Consider the following 12,414-nt stretch of genomic DNA (forward strand, 5'->3'; position numbering starts at 1 on the left):
ATTAATGTTTTTACCGCTAAACGCTCACTTTCATGGGTTCAGCAGCTTGAAAAAATTAAACCCTCTTTTTGTGAATTTCATTACTATGCTTATACTGATTTTGAACATTTGAAGGAGCTTTTAGAAAAGTATTTGGAAGGGGAGATGGAGCACTTTTTAGCGGGCAAATTCCATATTTCTATGCACAAAAGCATTTTCAAGAAGCAACGGTACCCATGCATTATTTTGATATTTCAGAGCGTGATTTTTACCGTACCGTTACGGAGCTTTTTTATGAAAAAAAGATTGCTATGAATCGCATTGCCATCGACTTTTGCTATGAAGAAAACGGCTATTTGGGCATTCATGAATGGTCGATTGGAAAAAAACCTTATCTTTTTAGCCAAACGATGAGCGAGTACGCAAGTAACGATATTGTCGATAAAGCTGCTGAATGGCACATACAATTGCATAAGGAAAACAAGGTTGATTTGAGCTTTACCCGCATTGCAGAAATACGTGAGCGCTTAGCAGATCAAAATATACCATTTATTGCTTTTTATCCGTCTCCATATGCCATGCAATTAACATTAGATCATTTTCTCAATCAACTGCAAATTCGACAGCTTAACCAAAATAAAGTAGTGGTAGTGCATATTTTAATTCCGATTGATAAATCGAATATAGAAGACCTAGAATATCGGCAAATTGCCCTATATAAAACGATATTAGATTTCAAACAACTGTATGCTAGCTCATTTATCGTCCATCGTGAGGCATCCTTTATTGCAATTATCACGACGTATAAGCAATTTTTAAGTACAACGAATCGTTATTCACATTGTCATTTAGTTGATTTTTTAAATGAGAAGCTATCGTTTCCTGTCAGAATAGGGTGGGGAATTGGTGACTCTCTAATTGAAAGTCAGGAGTTTGCTAAAAAAGCCGCAACCCTCTGCTCTTCAAAGGAAACACAGGGATACATTATTGAAAATTCACGAGAAATCGGGCCTTTACTATATGGAACGATGCTACAGTTTGACGATGAAAAACAACAGCATTTAAAAAATTTAAGTACGACATATGATATTCCCTTATTACAATTACAAAAAATAGAAGCGATGCTGGAAAAACTAACGACAACGATCGTCAGTGGGGAACTGCTCAGCACACATCTCGGCATTACTGTACGCTCTGCAAACCGCATTTTAAAGCAGCTCCATGAAAAAAATTTAGCACACGAATTACCAAGCAACACGTCCACCACGCGTGGACGCCCAAAAAAGTATTATCAAATTCATTTATATTAGTCAGGATGGAATGGATCATACGGAGGGGCTACCTGCGCAAGTTGATAGGATCATCGTAAAGGTATAACGAGGAGTAACTCGGATTTATAAATCCTGAAAAGGAAAAAGAGACATCCATTTAAGAATGTCTCTTTTTATATGCACGTCTATGTTAAGTGAAGATTATAGTTTCACTACATTCGTTGCTTGAGGTCCACGGCTGCCTTCTTCTACGCCGAATTCAACTTTTTGGCCCTCTTCTAAAGTTTTGAAGCCATCAGATTGGATAGCAGAGAAATGTACGAATACATCATTGCCACCTTCAACTGCGATGAAGCCAAAACCTTTTTCTGCGTTAAACCATTTTACTGTACCTTGTGTCATGTAAACACCCTCCCAAAAAAATTCAACAATCAATTGCTTCTATCACATATAAAAAACATATTCAAAAGCTCGTATTACTTTTGAATACGTGTTTTTAATCATCGCAATGAAGTAATGTAATTATTACCCTTATTATAGTACAGAATTGTTTGTATATCCAGTAAATTCCGTTTTTAGTAAGGAAAAATTTACATTTGTAATCTAATAGTAAAGAAACGCTATTTCCTCATTATTTAATCCATGCTTTTTCCTTAGCAACGATGACAGCCTCTGCCCGCGACTCTACATTCAGCTTGACGAATAGCTTGGATAAATAGTTCTCCACCGTACGCTGGGTGACACCTATTGCAGAGGCGATGGCTTTATTTGTACAGCCTTGGGCAACGAGCTGTAGTATTTCCTGTTCCTTATCGCTCAGTAGAACCTCCTGCTGCACATTCGGCAGGTTCGTGCGTTGCTGAACAAAGTCTAAGAAATCGGCTGCAAGTAAAATCTCACCCCTTATGGCTGCTTGAATGGTTTGAATCACTTGCTCCTTTGTCGCCAGCTTTGATAATAGACCGTCAATTTTTTTCTCAATCAATAGCTCATAATAATCGGAAAGTTCGTAGCCTGTGTAAAGTATAATCAAAGCATCAGCTTGTTTTTTCTTAATCATCTCTGATAATTGAATACCGTTGATTGGCTTCATATTGATATCAATGAGAAACAACTGAAAGGTATCTGTATCCATTCTTGATAAAACGGCTGCGCTATCCTGTTCTGTTTCGATTTGAACATTGGCTAAATCTTGCAACAATGTTTTCGTACCATCTAAAACGACAGGATGGTCATCTATAATAAGTATGTTCATCATATGAATCCCCGTCCTCTTGTATTTGTATATAAATATGCATGCCCTCGTTAAGGCTCGATTGAATCGTAATGTCACCATTAAAAGCACGGACACGTTCACGAATGCCATTAATGCCCATTGATGCAGAGGACTGTATTAAATCGTCAATGTCGCAGCCTATACCATTATCATCGTATCGAAGGATAAAGCCTTGAGGAATCACTTGTAATTGAAGCGAAACCTCTGTTGCTTCGGCATGCTTGATTGCATTATTTAACAGCTCTTGAACGAGACGATAGACTACGAGATGCAGGGTGACATCCTGAAATTCTACACGATCAATTTGTGCGCTTAATAAAAAATCAGCCCTTATTTTTACCTTTTGAATGAGTTTTTTTAATGCCATTTGTAAACCAAAGGTATCCAATAGTGGGGGACTTAAGTTCTCGCAATATTCTCGTAAGTCCTTCGTTGCATTTAATAGCTGCTCGCGTATAGCTAGCACGGTCTCCTTTTGAATAGTAGGGGAGCCAGCTAGGACATCAAGCTCTCTGGCTAAATGAAGCTGCTCCTGCAAAATGGTGTCATGTAATTCCTGTGCTAAAATACTCTTTTCCTTCTCAATAATATTCCATAGCAATTTATCGAGCCAAGGAAGCGGTGTATCACTGGTATTTTTCATATGCTGAATTTCACGCACTAAATCCTCAATTTGCTGTAAGTTATTGATAAACATCGACACATACAGTGCAAGCAATTCTAACCAAAGTAGCTCTTCCTTTTGCAGAGCATGGCGTATTTCTAACATAATCTTTTCCTCACCAGCATCATGTAACAATAATTGCGGATAGTAGCTTACTTGCTGTGGAGAATCGTCTGTTATTGTACAGATATGAAACGCTGTTGTTCCAAGCTTCTCGGTGATTTCATATTTAAAACGATCCAATAATTCTTGTTGGTTTTTTGCTTTGCCCATGCGCTGAACGGCTGCATATAAATTATGTACATAATTTCCAGTAGAAGAGAAGATAATTTTCCGATACTTAAAATCAATGCGTTCTTTTATATAAAAGCTCGCAATGATCACCATAAAGACAAGTAAAAAAATACTTGTGACATGCACGATGGATAGCTCCCCCATAAATAACAGGGCAATCCCTGCTGTCAACAGAAGCGCACTGAAAAAGGCTAGCGTTGAATAATAGCGTAATCGTGATAATTGGTATTCAATATCGAATAATCGTTCGTTCACCTGAATGAACAGAAAAGAGAACGGAATAAATAATAAAAACAATGCGGCGATTTCAGCGTGTAATATCGGCTTATGTCCTAATATTTCAGGTGTAACGAAGAATAATAAAAAGGGTAAAAACGGCACGATAAAGGCAAGCGCAATTAAACGAATTTTGGCCAATTTTGTACGTAAGTAACTCGTTACTAAAATAAAAATTGCATAGAGCACTAGGACAGCAAATAAGCTCAAGTTCAAGATAGGTATTATCTCACGTAATGTTGGCACCACTTCCTCCAGTAAAATGATAAGTATTAAAAAGTACAGCCATTTGCTGTGAGGATAGGTCCACTTGATTTGCAGGTATTTGAAAAAGTGTTGTAAAAAGTGAATAAAGAGAACCATGCATAAAATAATACAGCTACTAATGACAAACATCCCAATCATATTTCCTCTAGCTGATGCGCCAGTACTGATATAGGCAGTCGAACAAGTTAATAAAAATAGGATCAATAAAAACGTTGAAAGATTATTTTGATTGCGTCGCCAAACATAAAGTGCGACTCCAAAAGCTAGGAAAAAATAAAAGATGGGGAACAAAATTTGCAGATATAATTCTTCTGGTATGTCCCGATGTTTGACAGTAATGGTTTGAATACTCTTATCAGCCTTTTGGATCGTTATTGCATTGGCGCTTCTAACGATCATTTGCTGTTGAACGTAGCGATTCTCCATGGCTGGCTGCCCATCGATAGCCACAATAATATCCCCTTTTTCAATATTTTTTTGCTCTGCCCATAGAGGGTAATAGCTATCCACAAAAACAGGCTGACCGTTTGTTGTATCGAGAGTGAGACTAACAAAGGGTGTTTTGATAGTAATACCTAACACATAAATACCGAGTATTAGGTATGTAAGAAAAATACAATATGTCCATTTTTTCATTGTAAAACCTCGAATTTACTTATGATCATAATCTCCTATATATTATCGCTAATTATTGATAAATTTGGAATACCGAAATAACGAGTTTCGGAAAACCACTATTGTTTTTTCGGAATAACGAAATAGTGTTTTCGGACATGGCTATGATAGGGTAAATTTAATCATTAGTGACGAATAGGGGGACTTCTGCGTGAAAAAAGGCATTTTAACACTTTTACTTTTTTTTCTCATCGCTATGATCACCATTCCATTGACCACGAAGGCCAAAACGGTGAATCAGGATAAAGTCGAGGTAGAAATTGGTCTCATAGGCAGTGATCATCATTTTGTCTATAAGATTCCGAAGCACTTACATAAGGATATGCCCTATACAGAAATGAAAAACGGCATTCAAGCTTCCTTAGCTAATCATTGGAAAATTGGAGAGACTCGTTATGAGGCCAATAAATCCGATGTTGCCTATACCTTTTATATTCAGGATTTATTTCAAGAAAAGCAGGATGGTCAGCTAAAAGTAGCCATACCCTATCGTCATCTAGTAGGGATGTTTGGCGAGCAAGATCCTATTCAATTGCGTATTTTAGCAAGTAAATTATCCAAGTGGACTGTCAATACAAAGGATTGGACAGCGCTTGGCTTTATGGAGCCCTTTACTTTTTTAAGTGAACGTGAATATGTCTATGAGGGAGCAGTCCAAGAGTTATTAAACCAAAGAGTTGGCCATTTTGATGGCACCATTCAAAAAAGTCAGTTGCTTGTATACAGTGTCATTTATTTTTGCTTTATGGCTATCCAACTGCTTGCTTGTCTTATTTTATCCAGACGGTTAAAAAGGAAAATCATTGAAAATCCAGACAATATGCATCAGTTCCGTAAACTCAATTACCTGTATCAATTGGTGCCGATCTTGATTATTGTCGCACAAATCGTGTTCCTTGTTTTATCGGGTCTAATTACAGCATTTGGATTATACTTTAGTCCTGGCATTGATTTATTAGTGATCGTTGGACCTGTTTTATTAAATATCATCTTGCTGCCCACTTTTTTCGTCACAACAGAGAGTGAAATTTCAAGGGAGCTCAACAATAATTCGTTGTGAAATGGTATAATGATCAACAGCAAACTTGAAGGAGCTGTTGAAGAAAAATGACGCATCCAGAATTCGCGTACTTAAATTTACTACAACATATATTAGAAAATGGCACAAAGAAAGAGGATCGAACGGGGACAGGTACATACAGTGTCTTTGGGTATCAAATGCGTTTTGATTTAAGCAAAGGTTTTCCTCTTCTAACGACAAAGCGTGTGCCCTTTAAGCTTGTAGCAAGTGAATTATTATGGTTCATTAAAGGGGATACCAATATCCGTTACCTATTGCAGCATAACAACCACATCTGGGATGAATGGGCATTTAAAAAATGGGTGGAATCTGATGAGTATACAGGCCCTGATATGACAGATTTTGGTCGACGCTGTTTAGTAGACGAGTCATTTAACGCATTGTATCAAAAGGAGCTTGCCTCATTTTGTGAACGTGTCTTAACAGATGATGACTTTGCACAGCAATATGGAGATCTCGGAAATGTCTATGGCAAACAATGGCGCCATTGGACAACCTCTGATGGCGAAAGCCTTGATCAGCTACAGGATGTTATTCATCAAATTAAGCATCAACCTGATTCACGCCGTATCATTGTCAATGCATGGAATCCTGAGGATGTCATTAATGCGGGCGCAAAGGGCAGTAAAGCTGCATTACCACCGTGCCATGTGATGTTCCAATTTTATGTAGCAGATGGTAAATTAAGCTGCCAGTTAATGCAAAGAAGCCTTGATACATTATTAGGCTGTCCATTCAATATTGCGTCTTACGCCTTATTAACACATTTGATCGCACATGAGTGTGGCCTAGAGGTTGGCGAATTTATTCATAGCATTGGAGATGCGCATATTTATGCGAATCATGTGGAGCAAGTGAAAGAACAGCTATCACGTGAGCCAAGAAACCTACCAACATTGCACATCAATCCCAATAAAGCATCCATCTTTGATATAGAGCTTGAGGATTTATCGATTGAAGGATATGATCCACATCCTGCGATTAAAGCACCGATTGCCGTATAATGCTAACAGCAGCCATTTTGGTTGCTGTTTTTTCAAACGAATAGCTAGGTCTAACTTTTTGTTAAATAGGTAAGTAGTTGGATGACTGGATGAAAAAAATCATTATAGTTATTATGGTATAATTAGCATTATTTGGTATAATAGGAATAGTTCATTATATTGTAGGGGTGATAGTTGTGAAAAATACAATGGTGCTTCTAGTAGATGAATATGATCGACAGCAAAGAGAGCCAGAACAAAGCATGGGTTCTGTGCAACATGCATATTCTTGTAACAAGATCGAATTGTCACAGCAGCAAATTCAAGAAATGATGCAAATCATTGAAGAGATTCGCTTGAAAGGTTATAAAGATACACTATAAATGTAAGCGCCCCCTAAGCTATAATGACTATGGAGGTGTTTTTTATGAACGTTATTTTTATCGATTCTTATTCTGGGGAAGAGCTGCTACATATGGTGTCACAAGATGTAGCAGGCATTTTGGCAGCAGCACAAGGAGAAAGTGTGACATTTCCTGTAGGTCACTTTAAATATGAATTTCATAATTTAGATTTTTATGAGGACAACGGTCAAATACGACAGGAATTAGTCATTTACGTAAAAAAAATATAAGCGATACATTAGCAACAGCATATCGGGAAACAATATATACAGGTGACAGTGCTTGACTTTTTTCTGCACCTGTAACTATAATAGTTACAACAGGTGGTGATATATATGGTGAACAGTCGATTTTCGGTGGCGATCCATATTCTTTCGCTCATTGCTACAACATCTGATAAAAGTCTCCTTTCGTCCGATTTTATAGCTGGAAGTGTGAATACCAATCCAGTAGTCGTAAGAAGAATGATTGGTGTGCTAAAAAAAGCAGGCTTACTTTCTTCTCATTCTGGCATGGCTGGCTATGAGCTATTAGTAGAGCCAAAGGATTTAACACTGTTAGCTATTTATCAGGCAATTGATGGGCCAGAACAGCTATTTGCCATTCATGATGAGCCAAATCCAGCGTGTGCAGTAGGTCAAAAAATCCAGCATACATTGGAGGGTGTCTATACATCTGTTTGGCTGGCAATAAAAGAGCAATTACAAGCACAGACGCTACAGGGTGTGCTAGATCAGCTTCGTACTTAGACGAAGATGGTCTTCTTGTATCTAACCTGTAACTAAAATAGTTACAACTAAACCTTAGGAGGAACAAATCATGAAAATGGCCGTAATTGGTGCAACAGGGAAAGCAGGACAAAAAATAATAGAGGAAGCGATACAACGTGGTCATGAGGTCACAGCCATCGTTCGTTCAGCAGCAAAAGTGACAGCTACTATTCCAGTAATTGAAAAAGATGTGTTTGATGTGACGCAAGATGATGTAAAAGGCTTCGATGTCGTTGTCAATGCATTCGGTGCTCCAGCTGGACAAGAAGATTTACATGTCAAAGCTGGTCGTCATTTGATCTCGATTTTCCAAGGTATTCCTACAAAATTAGTGGTTGTAGGCGGAGCGGGTAGTCTATTTGTGGACCAAGAGAAAAAAGTGCGTGTGATGGATACACCAGATTTCCCAGCCATGTATTTAGCAACGGCACAAAATCAAGGACAAAACCTCTTGGATTTACAACAATCATCCATTACTTGGACATTTATTAGTCCATCTGCATTTTTCGATCCAGAAGGACCACGTACAGGGCGCTATACAGCAGGAGTCGACCACTTACTAGTAAATGATGCGGGGGAAAGCTATGTCAGCTATGCCGATTACGCAGTGGCTGTCGTCGATGAATTAGAAAACCCACAGCACGTTAATAGCCGTTTCACAGTAACGTCGAATAAATAATATGCAACTGAGCGTTTCTATCAATTTCGCCTCGGCGTAATTGCATCCAGATTTTTTCGAGCTTGCTCGAAAAGCTCCTCTGCAAAATCTGTGACATTCGCCGGAGGCTTTGGGGCAACACGAAGTTGGTCACACCGTCAATGCCACAGGACGTGGCGCTTTTGACGGTGTTCTTCTATTTCAGTGGAATTTTGAGCAAATACTATGAGCAAATCATAAGGACCTTACATTGGCTTTCATTGCACAAAACATTTGCTGAATCAAGATAAAATGCGCTCGGTTTTTTGTGATTTTTTTGCTTTTTTGAAGGATTTTTTTCGTTTACAGAAAAATGACTGTTTACAATACGACTTTTATTAGCTACTATCAAGTGTGAGTATTACATAAAAGGAGACGACAATAATGTCAACACAACGAATAGAAAAAGATTTTTTAGGTGAGCGCGTATTACCAGCAGAGGCGTATTACGGAATTCAAACACTACGTGCTACGGAAAACTTCCCGATTACAGGCTACACAATTCACTCTTCACTTATTAAAGCAATGGGGATTGTGAAGAAGGCAGCTGCATTAAGTAATATGGAAGTACACCTATTATCAAAAGAAATTGGTGAGGCAATTGTCGAAGCAGCACAAGAAGTGATTGATGGCAAATGGGATGCTGAATTTATCGTAGACCCAATTCAAGGTGGAGCAGGTACTTCCATTAATATGAATGCCAATGAAGTCATCGCTAACCGTGCCCTAGAAATTTTAGGGAAAGAAAAAGGTGACTATCACACAGTAAGCCCAAACAGTCATGTCAATATGTCACAATCAACAAATGATGCTTTCCCAACAGCTATTCATATCGCTGTGTTAAATTTAATAGATGAATTATTAGTAACAATGGATTATATGCAATCCGTTTTCCATCAAAAAGCAGAGCAATTTGCTCATGTCATTAAAATGGGTCGTACGCATTTACAGGATGCCGTGCCAATCCGCTTAGGACAAGAGTTTGAAGCTTATTGCCGCGTGATCAATCGTGACATCGTACGCATTCGTCAAACACGTCCAAATTTATATGATGTGAACATGGGTGCAACGGCTGTCGGAACAGGCTTAAATGCCTTCCCAGACTACATTAAATCTGTTGATGAGCATCTTGCTGAAATTTCTGGTTTACCATTAAAGGGTGCAACGCATTTAGTGGATGCCACACAAAATACAGATGCCTATACAGAAGTATCAGGCGCTTTAAAAATCTGTATGATTAATATGTCTAAAATTGCTAATGACTTGCGTTTAATGGCTTCTGGTCCTCGCGCAGGCTTAGGAGAAATCCTGTTACCAGCTCGTCAACCAGGTTCTTCAATTATGCCAGGTAAGGTCAACCCAGTTATGCCTGAGGTGCTGAACCAAGTAGCCTTCCAAGTAATTGGGAATGACCATACGATTTCTCTTGCATCGGAAGCTGGCCAATTAGAATTAAACGTAATGGAGCCTGTATTAGTGTTCAACCTAATCCAATCCATTAGCATTATGAATAATGTTTTCCGTGCGTTTACAGAAAACTGCTTAAAAGATATTGAGGCAAATGAAGAGCGCATGAAAGAATATGTAGAAAAAAGCGTAGGGGTGCTAACAGCAGTAAACCCTCACATCGGTTATGAAGTAGCTGCTCGTCTAGCACGTGAAGCCATTCTAACAGGTCGTTCAATTCGTGAGCTTTGTATTGAAGAAGGCGTCCTAACAAAAGAACAATTAGACTTAATTTTAGATCCATATGAAATGACACACCCAGGTATTGCGGGTTCAAGTATCATGAAATTAAAATAAAACGAGCAATGATGGACTGTAGACATGCCCTAAAAAGCTGTCTATAGTCTTTTTTTTGTAGACCTTTCCTCATATAAAAATAGAGCGTATCCTTATGTGTTTTAGGATTATTCAACTATAATAATGGTATGGAATACATATTTTAGTTGGGGGAATTTGGAATGAGTTTACGAAAAAAGAGTTTACTTGGCTTTTCCGCTTTAAATGTTTTAATGATCGTTATTTTATTTATCGATTTAGCCAATGTAACAACATTAGATTGGTTTTCTACCGTGTTAACAATTGTAGGAATCGCTATTACACTATCTTACACAGTGTATGTCCACTACAAAGTGATACAGCCTATCAAACAAATTACAGAGGCTGCACAAGCAATTACGGCAGGCCAATTAGATACAGTTGTCATTGAGGTTCGTGACAATAGTGAAATTTCTCAACTAGCAAAATCCTTTTTAGAGATGCAGGAACAGTTACGAACAATGACACAAAAAATTGCGCACAGCTCTACAGATTTATCAGCAAGCATCGAGGAATTATCTGCGAGTACGAATGAAATTACGCTTGCTGTGGAAGAAGTAGATCAACAAATGGATAAGACTTCTGAGGGCTTGAAGCAAGCAGCACAATCGGCTAATGATAGTGCTAAATCTATGCAAGAAACCGTTGATGGAATTGAGCGAATTACAGTAGCCACACAAGATGTGTTTGTGCATGCGAAAGATGCTAGCGAGATAGCAGGAAATGGTGCAAATATTTTACATGTGGCAAAAGAGCAAATGCAATTTATTTCCTCTTCAACAGAAAAAACAAGTGGATTGATGCAGCAATTATCCCTTAAAATGTCAGATATTAAATCAATGACAGATATGATTACGGCCATTACAGATCAAACAAATCTACTAGCATTAAATGCGGCCATAGAAGCAGCGCGTGCTGGAGAGCATGGTAAAGGCTTCGCCGTTGTAGCTGAGGAAGTGCGTCAATTAGCAGAACAATCCAAGCACTCTGCTACGCAAATTGTAGATTTAGTTGTAGGAATAGAAAGTGATACAAAACAAGTAGCCTCATCAGTAGAAGATGATTTGAAAAATGTTCAACAAGGAGTTTATGTCATTGACGAAGCGACAAAATCATTTGGCACGATTTCACAGCATGTTAGTCAGATGACAAGTCAGCTTGAGGATATTTCGACGACAGCTGAGCAGCTTTCAAGTAGCGCCAATGAAGTAGCATCCACTGTGACAACCATAGCAGCTGGCATGGGCAAGCTATCGAATTATACAGAAGCTGTGTTACATTCAATGGACGAGCAAACAGCCTCAATGCAAGCAGTTAATCATGTCACACAGGATTTAAGTGTCCAAGCGGATAACTTACAAAAGTTAACTAACCAGTTTCAGGTTTAGGCAATGAAAAGTATTTTTCTAGGTTTTTTAAGCCTAAAATAAGCATCTTCATCAATACTACGAAAAGCCACAAAGTAGAAATGATGGACCATAAAAACACTTTCCTAGAATACATGGAAAGTGTTTTTATGGTCGAACCAGCGCAATTAGTTTCCCAGTGAACTCCTCAGATAGTGTGTAGATCGTATGCGTATCCTCGACATGCATCAAACTACTGTTTTGACCTTTATCACCTAACCAATGATGCTAGCCATATTTGTTTCCTGCCTTGTCCACTATTTGTACATTATGTTCTGGTGAAGCCATATTGACGGTACCCTCGTTTTTGACAGCTGTTGCAATGGCTTGTTGGAATAGTGTAAGTAATTCTTCATCCTGATATTTTTTACTAAAATCACGGTTTATCTTGCCAAATTCAGCACGATTAGAAATGCTGACCTTAGCTAAATCATCATCTGGTTTTTCATTACATCCTAGTAAAACAACGGCTAGTAGAGACACTAAAGCAACTATCATTATTCGCAACCACTCACCCTCAATAGGCAAAATAATACCACCATTTCCTGTC

Annotated in this window: 13 protein-coding genes; 9 read left to right on the top strand and 4 right to left on the bottom strand. The window is 38.3% G+C overall.

Going from position 1 to position 12,414, the window contains the following annotated elements:
* Nucleotides 1-215 precede the first annotated feature (215 nt).
* Entirely contained in the window at nucleotides 216-1,289 is a 1,074-nt protein-coding gene (locus tag NP781_RS09165; RefSeq protein WP_257522085.1) for a hypothetical protein, read from the top strand.
* A gap of 162 nt (nucleotides 1,290-1,451) precedes the next feature.
* On the opposite strand, the gene NP781_RS09170 is transcribed toward NP781_RS09165, so the two are convergent.
* The 3 genes from NP781_RS09170 to NP781_RS09180 all read right to left on the bottom strand — a co-directional run bounded on the left by NP781_RS09170 (nucleotide 1,452) and on the right by NP781_RS09180 (nucleotide 4,663).
* Nucleotides 1,452-1,652, bottom strand: coding sequence for a cold-shock protein (locus NP781_RS09170; RefSeq protein WP_004230248.1), 201 nt, complete (start codon nucleotides 1,650-1,652; stop codon nucleotides 1,452-1,454).
* Nucleotides 1,653-1,881: 229 nt separating this feature from the next.
* A complete protein-coding gene (locus NP781_RS09175) occupies nucleotides 1,882-2,508 on the bottom strand; it encodes a response regulator transcription factor (protein WP_221682299.1) in 627 nt (208 codons plus the stop codon).
* On the bottom strand, nucleotides 2,483-4,663 hold the full coding sequence (locus tag NP781_RS09180) for an ATP-binding protein (protein ID WP_257522086.1): 2,181 nt from the start codon (nucleotides 4,661-4,663) through the stop codon (nucleotides 2,483-2,485). The genes NP781_RS09175 and NP781_RS09180 overlap by 26 nt, the downstream gene beginning before the upstream one ends.
* A gap of 190 nt (nucleotides 4,664-4,853) precedes the next feature.
* Here NP781_RS09180 and NP781_RS09185 point away from each other — a divergent pair, with 190 nt between their 5' ends.
* From NP781_RS09185 to NP781_RS09220, 8 genes are all read left to right on the top strand, one after another.
* Complete coding sequence (locus tag NP781_RS09185; protein WP_221682297.1) at nucleotides 4,854-5,762, top strand: hypothetical protein; 909 nt, start codon at nucleotides 4,854-4,856, stop codon at nucleotides 5,760-5,762.
* Between the two features lie 47 nt (nucleotides 5,763-5,809).
* Nucleotides 5,810-6,787: a thymidylate synthase gene (locus NP781_RS09190; protein ID WP_257522087.1), complete on the top strand. Its 978-nt coding sequence runs from the start codon at nucleotides 5,810-5,812 to the stop codon at nucleotides 6,785-6,787.
* 176 nt (nucleotides 6,788-6,963) lie between these two features.
* Nucleotides 6,964-7,149, top strand: a complete 186-nt coding sequence (locus NP781_RS09195; protein WP_221682295.1) for a hypothetical protein — start codon at nucleotides 6,964-6,966, stop codon at nucleotides 7,147-7,149.
* 44 nt (nucleotides 7,150-7,193) lie between these two features.
* The gene (locus tag NP781_RS09200) at nucleotides 7,194-7,400 is read left to right on the top strand and encodes a hypothetical protein (protein WP_036080672.1); all 207 of its coding nucleotides are present in this window, start codon (nucleotides 7,194-7,196) and stop codon (nucleotides 7,398-7,400) included.
* A 105-nt stretch (nucleotides 7,401-7,505) separates the two neighbouring features.
* Nucleotides 7,506-7,919, top strand: a complete 414-nt coding sequence (locus NP781_RS09205; protein ID WP_221682294.1) for an Rrf2 family transcriptional regulator — start codon at nucleotides 7,506-7,508, stop codon at nucleotides 7,917-7,919.
* A gap of 70 nt (nucleotides 7,920-7,989) precedes the next feature.
* Nucleotides 7,990-8,619: an NAD(P)-dependent oxidoreductase gene (locus tag NP781_RS09210; RefSeq protein WP_221682293.1), complete on the top strand. Its 630-nt coding sequence runs from the start codon at nucleotides 7,990-7,992 to the stop codon at nucleotides 8,617-8,619.
* A 402-nt stretch (nucleotides 8,620-9,021) separates the two neighbouring features.
* Nucleotides 9,022-10,440, top strand: coding sequence for an aspartate ammonia-lyase (gene aspA / locus NP781_RS09215; protein ID WP_004230240.1), 1,419 nt, complete (start codon nucleotides 9,022-9,024; stop codon nucleotides 10,438-10,440).
* 161 nt (nucleotides 10,441-10,601) lie between these two features.
* Nucleotides 10,602-11,846: a methyl-accepting chemotaxis protein gene (locus tag NP781_RS09220; RefSeq protein WP_221682292.1), complete on the top strand. Its 1,245-nt coding sequence runs from the start codon at nucleotides 10,602-10,604 to the stop codon at nucleotides 11,844-11,846.
* Between the two features lie 246 nt (nucleotides 11,847-12,092).
* Here the strand turns inward: NP781_RS09220 and NP781_RS09225 are convergent, their stop codons facing one another.
* The gene (locus NP781_RS09225) at nucleotides 12,093-12,392 is read right to left on the bottom strand and encodes a hypothetical protein (RefSeq protein ID WP_257522088.1); all 300 of its coding nucleotides are present in this window, start codon (nucleotides 12,390-12,392) and stop codon (nucleotides 12,093-12,095) included.
* Nucleotides 12,393-12,414: the final 22 nt, after the last annotated feature.

The organism is Lysinibacillus sp. FN11, assembly GCF_024628845.1.
Taxonomy (GTDB): domain Bacteria; phylum Bacillota; class Bacilli; order Bacillales_A; family Planococcaceae; genus Lysinibacillus; species Lysinibacillus capsici.